General features: G+C 38.0%; 19 protein-coding genes and 2 pseudogenes. 1 reads left to right on the forward strand and 20 read right to left on the reverse strand.

Annotation, left to right across the window (positions count from 1 at the left end; all coding sequences use genetic code 11):
* Positions 1-2: 2 nt before the first annotated feature.
* From VB691_RS19730 to VB691_RS19780, 11 genes and pseudogenes are all read right to left on the reverse strand, one after another.
* Positions 3-1,337: a glutamine synthetase family protein gene (locus VB691_RS19730; protein ID WP_323293237.1), complete on the reverse strand. Its 1,335-nt coding sequence runs from the start codon at positions 1,335-1,337 to the stop codon at positions 3-5.
* 39 nt (positions 1,338-1,376) lie between these two features.
* Positions 1,377-1,832, reverse strand: coding sequence for a GNAT family N-acetyltransferase (locus VB691_RS19735; protein ID WP_323293238.1), 456 nt, complete (start codon positions 1,830-1,832; stop codon positions 1,377-1,379).
* Positions 1,833-1,850: 18 nt separating this feature from the next.
* Positions 1,851-2,999 (reverse strand): branched-chain amino acid ABC transporter permease, encoded by a 1,149-nt coding sequence (locus tag VB691_RS19740; RefSeq protein WP_323293239.1) that lies wholly within the window; start codon positions 2,997-2,999, stop codon positions 1,851-1,853.
* A gap of 167 nt (positions 3,000-3,166) precedes the next feature.
* Positions 3,167-4,675 (reverse strand): LamG-like jellyroll fold domain-containing protein, encoded by a 1,509-nt coding sequence (locus VB691_RS19745; RefSeq protein WP_323293240.1) that lies wholly within the window; start codon positions 4,673-4,675, stop codon positions 3,167-3,169.
* A 463-nt stretch (positions 4,676-5,138) separates the two neighbouring features.
* The gene (gene uvrB, locus VB691_RS19750; protein WP_323293241.1) at positions 5,139-7,148 is read right to left on the reverse strand and encodes an excinuclease ABC subunit UvrB; all 2,010 of its coding nucleotides are present in this window, start codon (positions 7,146-7,148) and stop codon (positions 5,139-5,141) included.
* Between the two features lie 58 nt (positions 7,149-7,206).
* The gene (locus VB691_RS19755; RefSeq protein WP_323293242.1) at positions 7,207-7,503 is read right to left on the reverse strand and encodes a hypothetical protein; all 297 of its coding nucleotides are present in this window, start codon (positions 7,501-7,503) and stop codon (positions 7,207-7,209) included.
* Positions 7,504-7,563: 60 nt separating this feature from the next.
* Positions 7,564-8,727 (reverse strand): murein transglycosylase A, encoded by a 1,164-nt coding sequence (locus VB691_RS19760; RefSeq protein WP_323293243.1) that lies wholly within the window; start codon positions 8,725-8,727, stop codon positions 7,564-7,566.
* 166 nt (positions 8,728-8,893) lie between these two features.
* Positions 8,894-9,145, reverse strand: coding sequence for a hypothetical protein (locus VB691_RS19765; protein WP_323293244.1), 252 nt, complete (start codon positions 9,143-9,145; stop codon positions 8,894-8,896).
* Between the two features lie 75 nt (positions 9,146-9,220).
* Positions 9,221-9,397, reverse strand: coding sequence for a hypothetical protein (locus VB691_RS19770; protein ID WP_323293311.1), 177 nt, complete (start codon positions 9,395-9,397; stop codon positions 9,221-9,223).
* Positions 9,398-9,589: 192 nt separating this feature from the next.
* A pseudogene (locus VB691_RS19775) lies at positions 9,590-9,781 on the reverse strand (hypothetical protein); the annotation flags it as partial.
* Positions 9,782-9,866: 85 nt separating this feature from the next.
* Positions 9,867-10,229: a Mo-dependent nitrogenase C-terminal domain-containing protein gene (locus VB691_RS19780; RefSeq protein ID WP_323293245.1), complete on the reverse strand. Its 363-nt coding sequence runs from the start codon at positions 10,227-10,229 to the stop codon at positions 9,867-9,869.
* Positions 10,230-10,688: 459 nt separating this feature from the next.
* On the opposite strand from VB691_RS19780, the gene VB691_RS19785 reads away from it, so the two are divergent.
* Positions 10,689-10,952 (forward strand): YggT family protein, encoded by a 264-nt coding sequence (locus VB691_RS19785; RefSeq protein WP_323293246.1) that lies wholly within the window; start codon positions 10,689-10,691, stop codon positions 10,950-10,952.
* A 23-nt stretch (positions 10,953-10,975) separates the two neighbouring features.
* On the opposite strand, the gene VB691_RS19790 is transcribed toward VB691_RS19785, so the two are convergent.
* The 9 genes and pseudogenes from VB691_RS19790 to VB691_RS19830 form a co-directional block, all read right to left on the reverse strand.
* On the reverse strand, positions 10,976-11,401 hold the full coding sequence (locus VB691_RS19790; protein ID WP_323293247.1) for a hypothetical protein: 426 nt from the start codon (positions 11,399-11,401) through the stop codon (positions 10,976-10,978).
* Between the two features lie 86 nt (positions 11,402-11,487).
* Positions 11,488-12,177 carry a glycosyltransferase family 2 protein gene (locus VB691_RS19795; RefSeq protein ID WP_323293248.1) on the reverse strand — a complete coding sequence of 230 codons (690 nt, stop codon included), beginning with the start codon at positions 12,175-12,177 and terminating at the stop codon, positions 11,488-11,490.
* Between the two features lie 108 nt (positions 12,178-12,285).
* Positions 12,286-13,230: a nucleoside hydrolase gene (locus VB691_RS19800; protein ID WP_323293249.1), complete on the reverse strand. Its 945-nt coding sequence runs from the start codon at positions 13,228-13,230 to the stop codon at positions 12,286-12,288.
* A gap of 216 nt (positions 13,231-13,446) precedes the next feature.
* Complete coding sequence (locus tag VB691_RS19805) at positions 13,447-13,638, reverse strand: DUF2949 domain-containing protein (protein WP_323293250.1); 192 nt, start codon at positions 13,636-13,638, stop codon at positions 13,447-13,449.
* A gap of 526 nt (positions 13,639-14,164) precedes the next feature.
* Positions 14,165-14,671: a DUF192 domain-containing protein gene (locus VB691_RS19810; RefSeq protein WP_323293251.1), complete on the reverse strand. Its 507-nt coding sequence runs from the start codon at positions 14,669-14,671 to the stop codon at positions 14,165-14,167.
* 84 nt (positions 14,672-14,755) lie between these two features.
* On the reverse strand, positions 14,756-16,552 hold the full coding sequence (locus VB691_RS19815; protein ID WP_323293252.1) for a fatty acyl-AMP ligase: 1,797 nt from the start codon (positions 16,550-16,552) through the stop codon (positions 14,756-14,758).
* Between the two features lie 57 nt (positions 16,553-16,609).
* Positions 16,610-16,714 (reverse strand): annotated as a pseudogene (locus tag VB691_RS19820) (type II toxin-antitoxin system HicB family antitoxin); the annotation flags it as partial.
* Positions 16,715-16,824: 110 nt separating this feature from the next.
* Positions 16,825-17,040: a hypothetical protein gene (locus VB691_RS19825; protein ID WP_323293253.1), complete on the reverse strand. Its 216-nt coding sequence runs from the start codon at positions 17,038-17,040 to the stop codon at positions 16,825-16,827.
* A 58-nt stretch (positions 17,041-17,098) separates the two neighbouring features.
* Positions 17,099-17,539 carry a helix-turn-helix domain-containing protein gene (locus VB691_RS19830; RefSeq protein WP_323293254.1) on the reverse strand — a complete coding sequence of 147 codons (441 nt, stop codon included), beginning with the start codon at positions 17,537-17,539 and terminating at the stop codon, positions 17,099-17,101.
* Between the last annotated feature and the right edge of the window lie 55 nt (positions 17,540-17,594).

The following is a 17,594-nucleotide window of genomic DNA, read 5'->3' on the forward strand; positions in this document are numbered from 1 at the left end:
TACTAATAACGTTCAAGAAGTAGCTTAACTTCTGCATCTAAATCCCAATCTTTCATGGCCTCCCATTCCGCTTGACGCACAGCGAGGAAAGACTTAGCCAAATCTGGCCCCAGAGCAGTTAATAGTAGCTCGTCTTGCTTTAGATGTTCAAGGGAGTCTCCTAAATTTGTTGGCAGCCTTTCAATTCCTTGGTTCTGACGCTCTGATTCCTTCAATGTACAGGGGTCTAGGGCAACAGGGTGAACCAGATCAAGACGACGACGAATGCCATCTAATCCGGCTGCCATAACTGCGCCTAAAGCCAGATAGGGATTAGCTGAAGCATCGACAGTTTTTAGTTCCAAATGAGTCGGACTAGGCGGTTCTGGATTCGTCGGTACTCTGATGGCAGCCTCTCGGTTGTCAAACCCCCAACAGCGAAAAGCACCACTCCAACAACTCGGTTGTAAGCGTCGGTAGGAGTTGGGAATAGGGGTTGTCAAGGCCATCAAGGCGGGTAAATGGTGCAGCATTCCAGCAATAAAGTGTTCAGCGATGGGTGCAAGCTGTCCGTTACCCTTAACATGGGGTAGAAGGTTTTTGCCATCTTGCCAGAGACTGAGATGGATATGACAGCCACTTCCTGCCTGGTTAGGCCAGATTTTCGGTAAAAATGAAGCTTTGAGATCGTGAAATCTGGCGATCGCTTTCACCGTCTCCCGAAAGATGATCTGTTGATCGGCTGCCCTGAGAGCGTTACTATAGAGGACAGAAATTTCCTGTTGTCCCCAACCTGATTCGGGATGATACAGTTCTACCGTCACTCCTTGGGCCAGTAGAGCATCAGCAATGTCATCTATGACAGCTTGCTGTAAATCCATGGACAGGGTGGAGGCAAAAACGGTGTCATCAGTAGGAACAATGCCCTCGGCTGAGGCTTGCACCAGGTAAAATTCATTCTCAAAGGCGGCCCTGATTTCTAGCCCTTCCACCTCAGCAGCAGCGATCGCCCGCTTAAGAAAGTGGCGGGGACAACAGGCCCAAGGCTTGCCATTGACCACCATATCACCCATCACTCTAGCGTGGGTCTTGGCATAGGGCAACAAGGTTAAGGTATCCCAGTCAGGTACTAAGCAAACCTCTCCCACTGGGCCGAGTCCACTTCCTGCTGCCGGGACATCATACATCACGGGAAGGGCTTGCTGAGCGGCGGTAATACCGACTCCGTGAGTGAAATGGGCGGATAGTCTTTTATTATGTATTGCTTTGGCTCGGATAACATTGGCGTTATCACACCAGAGGATGCGAACAAATCGCACTTCAGCCTGGTCTAGAGCTTTAAGGATTTCATTATCCATAAGTTTATGATGCCTTATGATACAAGGCTCTTGCTTTAATTATAACGCTATGGTCTTGGAATAGTAGCGGCTGTAGGGATTTTCTTGATAGGAACCAAAGGCTTTGCTGGGCTGATATCCGTGTTTCTGGTATAGTTCCATGGCAGGTTCTTGGAATTTGCCCGTTTCAAGACAGATAAGATGATATTGGCGTTGTCGGGCCTGTTGTTCAAGGGCGTTTAGGAGTAAAGAGGCTACTCCCTTGCGTCTTGCAGCAGGTTCTACATACATTTTCCTGATTTCAGCATAATCTGGGTCAGTGAAGTCTATGCCTCCACAACCTAGCAGTTGTTGGTTTTCATAGGCGGCGAGAAAGATGATTTGAGGCGATTTAAGCTTTTCGGGAGGCACTATGAGAGTTAATTTAAGCGGATACAGGGATTTTCGGTATTCGTCTAACTTTTCAACTAGCCGTCTGATAGCTGGTTCTGTTGGGTCTACGGTTCGCAAAAGCATTTGTCTTTATGTTTGAACTTAACGACCGAGGGTTAATTCTTCTTTTTTACCTAAAATTCCTTGAGGTCGCCAAACCATTAATATCATCAAAATTAAGCCAATGACCATAATCCGAAAATAACCAGCTTGACTGGGGCTTAAAATACCAAGTTGAGGTAAAATAAAACGGGTTAAGGAATCATAAGCCCAAAAAATAACTGCTCCTAAAATTGTTCCTGCATTGCTACCTGAACCGCCTAAAACAACAATAATCCAAGTATTAAAGGTAATCAAGGGATCGAATTTATCGGGATAAATTGCCGTTAATTGCCAAGCAAAGAAAGCCCCGGCAATACCTGCGATCGCACCGCCTAACATAAAAGATTGTAACTTATACCATAAAATATTTTTCCCTAGAGCTTTGGGAATTTCTTCATCTTCTCGAATTGCTTTAAGAATGCGTCCCCAAGGGGAATTAACTAAAAATTCTAAGCCACTATAGGTGATCGCTAATACAGACAAAACTAACACCATTAATCCGGCTTTATAAGTGTAATAAGAAAGGGCAGTTATGCCTGTAACATACACTAATAAGATTAAAGCAGTGGCAATAATTCCCCAAATAACTAAAGTAATAGGTTTTCTCGGTTGATAACTTTTACCTTGAATTTCCTTATTTTGTTTCCATTGATAAGCAAGACTTTTATAGAGTGTCCATTCTGCATAAATTCCTAAGAGAGTTAAGATAGCAATGAGACTTAATTTAAGGGGTAAACTCGGTTCAATATTTAAGGGAAGGGGATATTGTCTTAATCCTAATGCACCTTTAGTCAACCATTCTTCATTTAAGGCAATTAAACGAACTAATTCTGATACCCCAATCGTAACAATGGCAAGATAATCTTCTCTCAAGCGTAAGGTAGAGAGTCCAATTAATAACCCTAGCACTGCTGCTAAAATTGCGCCAGCTAAGATAGCAAGGATGAAGGGAACACCTTTGAGGGTCAATAAAACAGTAGTATAGGCTCCCAAGGTCATGAAAGCAACCACGCCAAAGTTAATGAGTCCTGTGAAACCCCATTGCAAGTTTAACCCCAGGGCAAAAATACCGTAAACCCCGGCTGAGGTTGCGACATAAATAATATAACCGCTAATGCCAATGAGTTGAACTAATAAGGCGTTATCCATGAATAATAAAACTAAGATGAATGGCAATGAGATTATACAGTAATTAAGAAAAATTTCCTAGTAAACTGTTAAGCCTCTCAATTGTCTCATGTGACTTTCATCAAAAAAAATCTCAGTTAGTCTGGATTAACTACTGAGAAATCAGGTTATTAAATGCAATTTAAAAGTTAGCTAAAACCCCAGTTAATGGTAGGTTTAACTCCTGCTTTATCAACCACAGCATAGTTAAGATCAGTAAATTGAGAGGGAGATAATTTAAAGATCCAATAGCTATTAGTTCCATAAGTTTCTCCTGTTTCATCACACATAACTTTACCCGCCCATTCATCCGCAGGATCTTCTGCATCGGTGATTAATTTAATGCCACAATCATTGAGTAATTCTTTCATTTTCTCATTCATTTCTTGGGCATTATGGTTATCGGATAAGCCATATTCTCCAGGTAATTCTTGAAGAATATTCCGAGGACTTTCTCCCAGGTTTCCATCTTCCATAAAGCTTTTCATGGCACTGCGGAAGGCATCTAAAAAGCTGACTTTAATTTGAGGTGTCATTAACTGATTAATATCGCTTTCACTGATGTTGACTTTTAACCCAGAAATGCCTAATTCTGCTTTAATACTATCAATAGATTCGGCTTTTTGACCTTGATCACCGTAACTAAAACTAGATACTTCATTTCCTTCAGCATCTAAGACTTTACCGATGTCACCTTTATCGTTCCAAATAGCCGTTTTACTGCCGAAACTAAAACCACCTGATTCTTGATGAACTTCGTTAGTATAAACTCGAATAATTTGACCTGCGGCTAAAGAAGTTCCTTCTGGAAAGGCAAATATTTGACTTTTTCCTGATGAGGTAACTTTCCAATTTGATAAGTCAGCAGCACCATTACCACTATTACGAATCTCAATATATTCATCAGATTGAGTCCGTTTTACATTGCCTTTGTAGACAATTTCTGCGATCTCTACATTAGCTGTAAGAGGTTGGAGAAAGTCTAAGTTTTCTTGTGTCCAATTTGTTCCATTAATTGCTCCGCTATTATTATTAGCAGTTTGATCAGAACCATTCCCATTTAAAGGCCAATAACCGATTAAACCAGCTTCTTGGCCAGTTAAACGATGGTTCATATTTTGTTTGATTTCTTCAGGGGTACAAACTTTATCCCAAACACAAACTTCGGCTATTTTACCTGTGTAATAATAGGCTTCATTGTCATCCTTATACATCCCAATATATAAGTTGTTTTCAGGTTCATAATCAATTTTAGAATCAGGAAGATTTTGGGATGCTTTTTCAATACCATCAATATAAATTTTCATGGTTTGACCATCATAGGTGCAAGCAATATGATGCCACTGATTTAGTTTCACGGTATTAGCACCACTGCTAAGATATTGAATCCCTTTTGATGGGACTTTTAAACCGAAATATACACCACTTTTGCCATCAAGAAGGATACCATAACCACTTTCAGTAGAACCTGTATCAAAAATCTTGGAAATAATTCCTGCCCATTCCCTGTTGCTATTAACATTAATCCAAGCAGAAAGTGTTAAGTCTTTACTAATATTAAAAACTGGCTTTTTAGCGAGATCAATATAATCATCTTGTCCGTCAAAACTTAGCACAGATTGTAAATTCTGTTGTATTAGAGTTTGTACAGCTGTCATTATGGAAATCTCCTGATATTGTTAATGAAGTGAAAACGTCACGAAAAAGTAATCTCACACTGTTTATGATTTATTAAATTAGGTAACTAATGAGTATTCTTGTTACTGGAACTTAAAAAATAATTTCTGTGTGATTAATCTCATTGTGTCATTGTGATGGCTGTTATCGCTACTAGGAAAAACACGGAAAAATTCTGACTATTTTTTCAGTTTCAGCAATTTTACAGAGAGTTTGTTTAAGAAATATAACCTTAATCAAAGATTGATACAAAAATTTGGTGTAGATTTAGGTACGCGGAATCATTAACTAAATTCAATTTAGATAAATATCATAAATTTTCTCTATTAATGTCAATTTTAATGTGTAAACTATTTGATGTTGTACACTTGATTGTTCAGTCAACATTATGGAGCAATAATATACCGTATTAAATTAAATATTAAATCTACTATGTATAATCGCTTATTTATGACCTAATATTTTATCTCTCAGATGTTTGATTTTGTCTCTATATTTTGCTGCTTCTTCAAACTCTAAATTCTTAGCAGCTTCTTGCATTTGTGTTTCTAATTGTTGGATTAATTCTGGGATTTTATCTAAGGGTAAATCATCAGCTTGGGTATAAACTTCTTCTAACTGCTGAGAGTTTAAACGACGAGAAATGTCTAAAAAGGATAAAATTGAATTGCTATAACGCTTAATAATTGACTGTGGTGTAATATTATTTAGCTTATTATGTGCCATTTGAATACCTCGCCTTCTTTCAGTTTCTTCAATAGCTTTAATCATACTATCTGTTAAATTATCTCCATATAAAATAGCTTGTCCATTAATATGACGTGCAGCACGTCCAATAGTTTGAATTAAGGCTTTTTCTCCTCTTAAAAAACCTTCTTTATCTGCATCTAAAATAGCGACTAAAGACACTTCGGGTAAGTCTAATCCTTCTCTTAATAAATTGACTCCAATTAATACATCAAATTCTCCATTTCTTAAGGCTTGTAAAATTTCAATGCGTTCGATAGATTTAATTTCAGAATGTAAATATTGTACCTTAACATCTCTTTCTTGAAAGTATTCCGTTAAATCTTCAGCCATGCGCTTAGTTAAAGTGGTAATTAACACTCTTTCTTGAAGCTTAACTCGTTGTTTAATTTCCCCTAATAAATCATCAACCTGTCCTTCTGTTGGCCTCACAAAAATTTCAGGATCTAATACTCCTGTCGGTCTGATAATTTGTTCAATAACTCTATCTTCAGATTGTTCAATTTCCCAGTTTCCAGGAGTCGCAGAAACGAAGATACATTGATTTACTTTATCCCAAAATTCTTCAGCTTTTAAAGGTCGATTATCAGCCGCACTTGGCAAACGAAAACCATGATCAATTAATACTTTTTTTCTTGCTTGATCTCCATTATACATCCCCCTAATTTGAGGGACAGTAACATGAGATTCATCAACCACTAATAACCAATCTTTAGGAAAATAATCAATTAAACATTCTGGTGGTGATCCTGCTTTTCTTCCTGCTAAATGACGAGAATAATTTTCAACTCCGTTACAATAACCGACTTCTTTTAATAGTTCTAAATCATAACGAGTGCGTTGATTAATTCGTTGTGCTTCTAATAGTTTACCTGCTTTTTCTAACAATAAAATTTGTTGTTTTAATTCTGATTCAATCGCTTCACAAGCTGATTCTATTTGTTCATCAGGAGTAACAAAATGTCTTGCAGGATAAATATTCATGTTTTTTAGACTATTTAAAATCTCTCCTGTGACTGGATCTAAATAACGAATGGCATCAATTTCATCCCCAAAAAATTCAACTCGAATGACTCTATCTTCATAAGCTGGAACAATTTCTAAAACATCTCCTTTTACTCGAAATCTTCCCCTTTGTAATTCCAGATCATTGCGAGAGTATTGGATAGTAACTAAGTCTCTTAAAAGTTGACGTTGATTAACTTCTTTCCCTACTTCTAAAGGGACAGATGCTTTTAAATATTCGGCGGGCATTCCTAAACCATAAATACAACTAATAGAAGCAACTACAATCACATCTTTGCGCTCAAATAATGACCTAGTTGCTGAATGCCTTAACATATCAATTTCATCGTTAATAGAGGCAGTCTTTTCAATATAAGTATCACTGACAGCAATGTAAGCTTCTGGTTGATAATAATCATAATAACTAATAAAATACTCAACCGTATTATCTGGAAAAAATTGTCTTAATTCATTACATAATTGAGCCGCTAATGTTTTATTATGTGCCAATACTAAGGTAGGTTTGCCGATTTTTTCAATCACAGCAGCAATAGAAAAGGTTTTCCCTGTTCCCGTTGCTCCTAATAGGGTTTGAAAGCGGTTTTTTGCTTGTAAAGATGCCGTTAATTGAGAAATTGCTTGGGGTTGATCTCCTGCAGGTTTAAAAGGTGCTTTTAACTGAAACATGGTGTTAGTAATCATCAAAAACATTCAATACTTTTAGATTAATTTTTCGTGAATTAATGAGAACATTATCGAACTAATTATTTTGATTTCCTCGAATCAAATAGCGTACTTCTTCAAGCAAAATATTAAACCTCTCATCATTTTCAGCTTGTCGTCGCTTTACTAATTCTATTTCTTCGTCAAACATATCCATCCTGCGTTGATTTTGAGCCGCAACTTGCAACAAAGCTTGTGCTGTTACTCTCAAACCATCCACGCTATCTCGTATTTCAGTAATACTTTCTCTCATTTCTGTAATACTCTCTTTCATTTCACCCATACTAGAGGCTAACCCATCAATCATTTCATCAGTCCAGCGTTGTGTTGTCATTTCTCAAAAATCCTGCTATATTTTTCTTGATTTATTTTATCTTGCGAAAGCAAATAGTCATCAATTTTTCAATAATAAATAATACAGTTGCCCTGTATTACTAATTAAACCAGCGCGATCGCCTGCTGTTTTTCCTGTTCCCATAAAAATATCAACCCTTCCTGGCCCTTTAATAGCACTTCCTGTATCTTGATCTAACACATAACGACTCACTAATTTAGTTTCCATTTCTCCTGTTTTAGTTGTATAGGGAATTTGGGTTTTTATTAATGCTAACGCACCAGGGGGCATAATTGATTTATCAGTAGCAATAGAACGTTCCGCAGTAACAGGAACCCCGATACTTCCTTGAGGGGGTGCGCCATTAGTTTCCCGAAAGAAAACAAAACGATTATTACGAGGCAAATAGTTACTTAATTGTTGCGGATTTTTTGTTAAATAGTCAATTAAAACTGGTAAAGTTAGTTTATCTAAGGCAAAAATTCCATCATTTACTAACTCTTTCCCAATGCTAACATAAGGATAATCTGTACTTCCATCGTAACCAATACTGATAGTTTTACCATCGATTAATTTAAGTTTTGCTGAACCTTGAACATGAACTAAATAAGCTTCTAAGCGATCGCGCATCCAAACTAATTCATTCCCTTTAATAATACTACTATTTCCCAAGCCATCTTTTCCTTCTAATTCTAAACGAGTTGGGTGAGGTTTTGCCAAACTTTCAAAGTTTTTTGGTTGACGATAAAGAGGATAAATATATTCTTGGGTACGCTGACGACTAGCAGTATAAACAGGTTCAAAATAGCCTGTAAAATGTACATTTCCCTGATTATCATTGCCTTGAGATTGATATAAAATAAACTCTTTTTGTACTGCTGTTTGCAATTCTTCGGGAGTTTTAGCGGTTTTTAATAATTCCTTAAACCTGATTAAAGAACGACGCACACGATCACGGGTAATACCAGGAATGGGATAATTATTATAAACTTCAGCCGCTTTTGGGGTATCTAAATAACGTAAACTATAACTAATTGCTCGAATTAATGCCCATTTATCTCCTGGGTTTTCTACCGTTCCCCAAAGTTGTTCATCTTCTCCCCAAATAGTATTGATTTCTGTTAATTTAACTTGACTTAATGGCGGTTCTTCTGCTCTGATAATTTGTGGGGTACAAAAGATTAATCCGAGTCCGATAGATAATATTGCGATCGCTTTATTCATATATCAATAATCTTGCTCACTATTTTTACTTATGGTCAATAGGTAGTCAAAAATAAACGAGGGTTTGTAGTAAGCACTTTGTGGAAACCTAAAAGAATTAATGGCTGAAGCCCTGACTACAAACTTTTTTATTGTACATTTAACAAAGTAGCTTATAAATGTGCGATTAGTCTCGTTCTACACTCCCAAAAAATACGGGTTCAACCCGAATGGCCATAATACTTGCAGGACGAACAACCATATATTCTCCCTGAATATTTTTGATAGGAACATTGATAAATTCCTCAGAATCAAATTTAGGCACTAATTCCCCGCTATACCACTTCTGAAACTCTTGAATTTGGCTAAACCGTACTTCCTCGCGGTGGCCACTGGACAAGAACAAATAAACCGCGTATTCATCAGCTTTTCTAGGCATAATTAGTAATTCCTCCGATCTTCTTTACTATTATCGGTGACTAGGGGGATAATTAGAAGCTTTGCAATAAAGCTTCTAAATCGGTTCTAAAGTCGCTGTAATCCCTTGTTTACTCAGGTACATTTCCTGAGACACTAAATCTAAATTAGCAATAATATAACCGCCACTGCCTTCTATATAAAATTCGACGGCTTCCCCTTGTGAACTGTCCCGACGAGTCGCGCAAGCGTACAGCGTAGGCTTCTTACCCAATCAGCAGCTTTCCATTGCAAGCAATAGCGAGTCTTAAGCCAAGGCGATAAGCTACTCCCTCGTCCCGAAGGTAAAATACAAGGTTAATCAAAAAAAATGATTATGAATCTAGCTTGGTTATCGCTATGTTTCTCGCCTTGTCGAGATATTAAAATATTAACACAACGAGCTTCGTTTTCAATCTCGGCCCCGCCTTTCTGTTACTAAATAGCGTTGAAACCATTCGGATTCTTCAATTATCCGTTTATCATCCAAAAAATCGGCTCTTAAAGCAGATTTTAGCAAACTATTCCGACTTAACCGTAAATCAGGGGGACGCTTCACTACTTCCCGTAACGGTTCGTATTCTCCTAAATACCAGGCTTTTAGAGGTATAATCGCCATTGCAATTGTTGCTCTCAATCATAGGTAACATTGCTATATTACACTATTTTTTCCCGTTTTGGTACATAGGTATTGTTTTTTTAACTTAACAATAGGGGCTAATATCTTCGTTCCACTCATCAGCGAGATAACAAAGAGCGCGGAAACGTAACATCATTAAGTCATCATAGAGGGGATTTAGCTTGCATAGGGGAGGAATACTCACCAATACATAGCCAAAGAACTTAATTTCCCGTTCAAAGGGACATTGAGACGGAATTAAACGACAGAGACGATGAGCAAAAGCGCGATCGCTGATTTCTTGTTCAGCCAACCAAGCGCGAATCCGTTGTATACTTTGAGAAAAGGGCCATTTTAGCCATTTAGCAGCAGAAAATGAGTAAGGAAATTGGGTATTTGTCCCACTACTCAAAATAAAGTTTTGTATGGTATAATCGGTAACACTCATAAATTTTCTTCCTTTCAACTAAGTTAAGGTTGTCACGTCAGATCACTACATCGGATTGGTCAATGATTCCTCAACAAATTCACTGAGTCAGTGGAGTTAGGTTAGGGAGTCTAAACATAAAACTGCTTGTTCTCAGGTATTCCGCGAAGTCCTTGAACTTTCCTTGTGTTAGGGAAATTCGAGAGACTTCCTTATGTTTCTAACTGACTGATGAAGCTAACATCGTCATCATAACCAATCGTCAAAGGGACTGCACAGAAAAAAAGTTAAAGAAAAGTAACATCCCCTTGCTTCTATCATCCCTCTTATGCTTAAAGAAAGTTGTGAGCAAAATCACTGAATTTCCAGGGAGAAGACGGTAAGGGTTCTGTGGTTTTACGGGTCGGCAAAAACGGTATCATCAGTTTTGATATAAGATCGATGGGTAACACCATCATTAATCAGGAAGATTGTTAACTCATGGATGCTACCGTACTTATTGTTGAAACTTTAAAGAGCTTTCTCCAAATCTATTTACTACTGATCTTTGTCCGTATTTTGCTCTCTTGGTTTCAAACTGCTGAGTGGGCCTCTGGTATTATGTCCTTTTTAAGTCCTATCACCGACCCTTATCTTAATATTTTCCGCTCTTTTATCCCGCCTTTAGGGGGTTTGGATATTTCCCCTATCGTGGCTATTTTCTTACTGCAAATCATATCCCAAATGCTACGCAGCGTCCCCTAAATGATGAGGGGGTTTTAATCAGGTCAAAAAATAGGGTTTACCTTGGTTGTAAACCCAGAAGCCTTAAATTGCTTCAATTTCAAGGGGGTCGGTTGATCGGAGGGAACGGTAATTCTCAGTTCAAACTCACTGACCCCTGGTGGCACTTCAGCAATGGAACCGACACGACTGCGGTTTTGTAAAATGGGTTCGTTATTGGCATCATTAATGCGGCCAAACACATCAGCATCATAGACAGTTTTGCCAGAAGTATTTTTGGCTTTCCCTGTAATAATGTAACAATCGGCTGGTAAACTTGATCCCCCACTGGTGACCATACCTTGTGCCAATTCTGGGGGACAATCTCTATAAGAGAGATCTAATAGCTGAATATTGGTCAAGGCCAAGGCCGGTTGGCTAAATAACCAAAGGAAACAACCAAAGATCAAGGCGATCGCACGAATTTTCATAAGCCTAAATATTAATAATTCCTTTCGCTTCTAGCTTATTATAATTTTGGCATTTATCCTAGTATCATTAAAAAACTTAGCTAACATTAGGCAAATAGATTGTACTTTATAATACAATAAATAGCCCTGATTCCATCTTTCCAACCGATCTTTTTCCCTTCCTTATAAGTACGACCATAGTAAGAAATACCGACCTCATAAATACGACAATCCATTTTAGCGACTTTTGCCGTAATTTCAGGTTCAAAGCCAAATCTATTTTCTTGAATTTTGATTGATTGAATTATTTCCCGTCGGAAAGCTTTATAACAAGTTTCCATATCAGTAAGGTTAATATTAGTGAACATATTAGACAATGTGGTTAAAATTGTATTACCCACTCTATGCCAATAATAAACAACTCTGTGAGGTCTAGCACCTTGAAAACGAGAACCAAACACTACATCTGCTTTTCCATTAAGAATAGGTTCTATCATGAGAGAATATTCTTGAGGATCGTATTCTAAATCAGCATCCTGGACGATCACAATTTCTCCAGTTGCTGCCGCAAATCCAGTCCTTAATGCTGCCCCTTTTCCTTTATTCTTATGATGATAGATAACTTGATTTACCTGAGATTCTATTTGAGATTGTAGCAGTTTCCTTGTGCCATCAGTTGAGCAGTCATCAACGATAATAATTTCGCAATTTTTAACAGGAGAAGCTTTGACGGCTTCAACAACTTGTGTGATGGTTCCGATTTCATTAAAACAGGGTATAACAACAGACAATTTCATTATTTATCTCCCTTGATAAATGTATAAAAGTTGTTCATGTAAATGTTTGAATTTATACAGGTTTTTGCTCCAAACAAAATTTTTCCGAGTATATCATAAAACTTGAGTTTAGACGATTTCCCCGTCGTTCAAACTTCCCCACTGTTGTAATAAATAGTGATGAAAAGCTTCTTTATCAACGGTATCCATGGCCAAAATCTGGCGGCCACTGTCAACAATTTTAATTCGTCCCTGACTGCTTCCTGTCGTAATAACTTCCGTTTCCCATGATTTGACAGAAAAAAGCTCTGGACGATGTAAATAAGCGGTAGCTAGGACATCCCAACAATAGTAGTCTTGTGGAATGGCTAAAGCGTAACAGAGGCCAGCTAAATCAGATAAAGGATAATGGCGTTGTTTGGCTAATTTACGGATAAATTCAGAGGTAACAGGGACAGTATTGGTAATATCTAGGGTACATAAAATTAAGGGGATTTGGGTCTGCCAAACCCTGTCAACGGCGATCGCATCCCAGTAAGCATTCCATTCTGCTGTGCCATCCTGTTCGGGGGCAAATTCTCTTTCTACATTGCCTAAAACGTTTAATGCACCGCCCATCCAGACAATTTCTTTAATTTTTGCCTCAATCTCAGGATTCATCTCTAAGGCAGTGGCAACAGTGGTTAAGGGCCCTGTTACCATTAAAGTAACGGGTTCTGCTGCATTTTGTAAGGTGTTAACCATGAATTCTTGTCCGCTTTCAGGAACAAGGGGGGTTTTGAGGGTATCTTGTTGATTTAAGATAGGAAAGTTATCCATAATCAGGGAATCTCGGCGATACAAGGCGGGAAAGGGGTTGATTCCTCTGACCGTACTTTCTGCTACGGGAATCTGATGACATCCCATGAAATCTAGCAGTTTTCGGGTGACACTAAGGGCAGCATTAATATAGCAATCAGCAGGGGTGACAATGACTCCTAATGGTTGTATATGGGGCATAGTCATCAATAACATGGTAGCCAAAATATCATCAATGGCCCCATCATGATCGAATAATACTAATTTTTTGCTCATTGAATTTATAGTAGTCGAAGTATATTTTACTTCTGATTTCTGACTTCTGCTATATGTTCCAGTTAAACACTAAAAAAGCGGGTTAGTTTATATTCCCGCTTCTTTAAGAGATATTTTAGTTAATTTCTTGATTTTTTGGTAATGAACTTGGGGAGAAAAATGCTTGTTTATTGATTGCTTAATCATCAATGACTTACTCCTAATTCAAGATCAATGTTACGCTTCCTCTAACCAATCATAAATCCGATCTAGTTCATGTAAATTAATTAACCCATATTGCCAGAGTAACATGGGTAAAGGCCCTTGGGTTTGTTCAACTGATCGTTGTGCGATCGCAATTGAATCAGCAGACAAGGCTAATTCTTCGCGTAAAAAGCGTAAAAACTTTGTATAAGTGGTGCTTGACATAATTATCTTCACTTTAGGGTTGATTTTGGGGGATGTTTTCTTCCCAAAAGAAGTTGATTTGATTTCAGAGTCATCACTCGAAACTAACAATTTACTTCATCGTTTTGGGGACGTTTTCCGTATAGGAGGATAACAAATTTAGGGTAAAATATCCACGATCACTCAAGATACATCTTTCTGATGGGGTTTGCCACCCTTTTAAAGATGTCTAATTTTAAGCTTTCATAGGATAACAGAAAACAACTTCTGACTTAAATCAGAGTCGCTTACTTAACCCTCACACCACTAAATTAAGTAAAAGACTGCTCAGATAAGATCAACCAGGATCATAAGATTGATCTTGATCTCCCGTTTCTTTTCTCACTCAACCCGTCAAGATTGGCGAGTCACTCACTTTACTCTGAGGAGTTCCTTTCCATACACTATAAAGGATATTGTCGTCAATGATTCAAAAAATTAGTTTAAGTTTGTAAAACTTTAAGTCAGTTAAACTTATCAAATTTTTCATTGTATGATTCTACTAGATCTATGGAGAATTTTCCAAAAACTTAATATCAAGTTTATCTTCTTCCTTGATCCCTAATTTTTTAGCTTCTCCTCCCCCTAGTTCAATTACTTGGTTAACCAAACTGTCAGGGCCATAAGTTGGACAGGGATCACTGTTACAGGGGGGAACTTCCGAGATAATGGCTTTTACTTTACCATTAGCTAGGAAAATCATATCTAAAGGAATTGTAACATTTTTCATCCAAAAACGCACGGGTCTAAGTTCGTCAAATAGAAAGATCATGCCTCTATTTTTCTCAATAGATTTACGATACATTAAGCCAATTTGTTGTTGTTCTGGTGTTTTAGCAACTTCTAATTCTATGACTTGTTCTCCCATTTTTACCGTCGCTTCAATTGGTAATAATTGACCATTTTCTTGGGCAATAATTGGAGAAGAATTTTCTTTTAACTTGGCTTCTGTTGAAGGGGAACAGCCTAATAATAATAAGCTGCATACAATAATTAAGCTAATTGTTTTATTCATTATAATGTAAGTCCTCTCACCGATACAAGATCAATAATTGTTAGGGGCAACCACAGGAATTTTGCCCCTACAGTTTAACTCAAATCATTCTTCATTTGTTACAGAAAACCGACTGATAACATCAGGATTTTCACTCCAAACGGCCATTATATTCATAGTTCCATTTAAGAAGTTTTGACGACAAGCGCGACGCTGAATTTTACCACTTGCTGTTTTTAACACAGTACCAGATTTAGCTAAAACAATAGCATAAGTTTGGATTTCATGTTCTTCAGCAATTTCTTGACGAATATCTCCTAATAATTTTTCTGTATCTAAATCACCTGTACGCCGTTCAATTTCTTGGACGATCACTAAATTTTCTTCTCCATCATTTTCAATGGAAAAAGCGGCCCCATAATCTGAGCGAAAAACTGGATCAAGATGTTGCACTGTCCATTCAAGATCTTGGGGATAATGATTGGTTCCTCGGATAATAATTAAATCTTTCATCCGTCCCGTAATATAGAGTTCCCCATCTTTGAGAAACCCTAAATCCCCTGTTCTTAAAAAAGGCCCTTCTTGAGTATCTTTAATATAAGCCCCAAAGGTATTTTCTGTGTCCTCTTGGCGTTGCCAATAACCTTGGGCCATACTGGGGTCAGATACCCAAATTTCGCCGACTTCATCTGTAGCACAATGGGTTAAGGTATCAGGGTGAACAATGGCAACTTTTGTCTCACAAACCAACTGGCCACAACTAGCTAAAACCCGAATACCTTTCTCTTGTTCCGGGTCAGCATCCACAATTTTATCCTGTTCTAAAGCATTCGCCTCTAAACAAGCAAAAACCGGATGAGTTCCTTTGGGTTTATTTGATACTAACAAAGTATATTCCGCTAACCCGTAAGCAGGGGCAAAAGTTTCCCATTTAAACCCACAAGGAGAGAAGGTTTCGACAAAATTGGACATTACTCTAGGGTTAATGGGTTCGGCGGCGTTTCCTGCTGCTTGCCAACTGCTTAAATTAAGTTGGGGGATCTCTTTGGGTTTAACCCGACGAATACACAGATCATAGGCAAAGTTGGGGGCTTGAGAATGAGTAACTTTGTATTTAGTTATATTCCGTAGCCATTGAATGGGACGCTTGATAAAGGAAAAGGGAGACATGAGATAACAGGGTGTTCCGTTGTAGAGGGGAACCATCATGCCTTCTACTAAACCATAATCATGAAAATAGGGCATCCAAGTATGGGTAATGCTGTTTTCATCATAACCGCAGGCCCGTTGTAAATAGTGGGCATGGTGCATTAAATTAAAGTGAGAGAGCATTACGCCTTTGGGGGTAGAAGTTGAACCAGAGGTGTATTGTAGGTAAGCGAGTTCATCTTTGTCTACTTGGGGATCTTGCCAATGCTCAGCTAAGGATAGATCAACCGTTGCGGTGTCGATCCAATTCATTTGGTCAAATTCAGGAAATTCGTCTTTGACGTTCTCTACTAGGGACAAAATGCCTTCTGTGGTGAGGGCAAACTTAGCATTAGCATCTTTTACAATAGCCCGTAAACGGGGTAAAGTGCGCTTAAGTCTTCCTGACTCTGGTGGGGGGACAGGAATGGCGATCACTCCTGCATATAAACACCCACAAAAGGCGGCGATCACCTCTAACCCTTGGGGATACAATAATAGGGCCCGTTCCCCTCTAGCTTGGTATTTTTGGAGTAAGGTGGCGATCGCTTTTGCTTGTCGATCTAATTCTCCGTAGGTGAGGGGAGGAGTTTCTGTTTTGCCGTCAATAAGGAAGGTATAACCGTGGCCGTCTGGGGTTTTGGTTGCCCGTAGACGTAATAATTCAATGAGGGTGGTTGGGGTGGTTAAGGATTTTTCTAAGCTTTGAGTCATGATTATGTGAGACGGGAAGGATGAGACTAGGGCAGGGTTTAAAGTTTAAATATAACAAAACACGTTTCGCTCTGTCATACACCCTGCAAGTTCTGGAACTTCAACAATAAACGCTTGATCTTGTTCACTCCAGTAGATAATTAATTCATAGCGAATTTTCATCTTGATCTCCTAATTTATATTTTAAAATAAGTTCACGAATTTGTTTTACTTGATAGCTTTTTGCTTTTCCTTGTTTGGGTTGAAGATTTAAAATTTCTTCAATAATGATTTTATCGTTTAAAAAGATGCTGAAATGTTTGGGGAAGATTGATGATTTCTTTCCATAATTCTTGAGGACTAATACCAAAGGTAAACTGTAATAATAAAATAATTGCTGCGACAGTAAGGGCAGTAGTAGCACTTGATTTAATAACCGTAAATAGCCAGCGAAATACCAGCCAAGACACTAATAATGCGGCAATGAATAAAATTAAATTTGTTGGCATTTGTTAACTCTTAATCATCCACAGTAATCCTACATTATTTGTCATCAATTAAAACAGTTTAGGCAAAACAATTCATTTTTAATTCAATATGAGGCTCAATCTCGAACCAAAGTGTTGCGCCACAGTCTTTAGGATGCTCTGGATCATAAATAAGCCGCCCAAAACCAGGAATTTCGACTACATTGCAGAGAACTGAAGTGCTGCCTCTTTTCACAGCAATCACGGGATTCATCGTCTTATTTTTGCGATTGTTCCGAAGTTTAGTCTGATTGACGTGAACAAAAGTCATAACCTTTTGTTGTCTTTTACGCCAATGACCTTTTGGACCTTTCTCTTTACAGCTTATTTTGGGCATTCCGTTGAATAAGGGAATTTTCCAGTGACGACCTTCCTTAAATGCGCCCTCAATTCGACCTTCTATGGCAAGTTTTCGCACACGCTGAGGAGAAAGATGAAGACGAAATGCTGCTTCTGTTGTACCAATATACATACTATTCATACTAACTATCTAACTATTGCGCTTTAGTTAAAGCTAAAAAAAATCCTAACAGGAT

It is taken from the genome of Crocosphaera sp. XPORK-15E, assembly GCF_034931425.1.
Taxonomy (GTDB): Bacteria; Cyanobacteriota; Cyanobacteriia; order Cyanobacteriales; family Microcystaceae; genus UHCC-0190.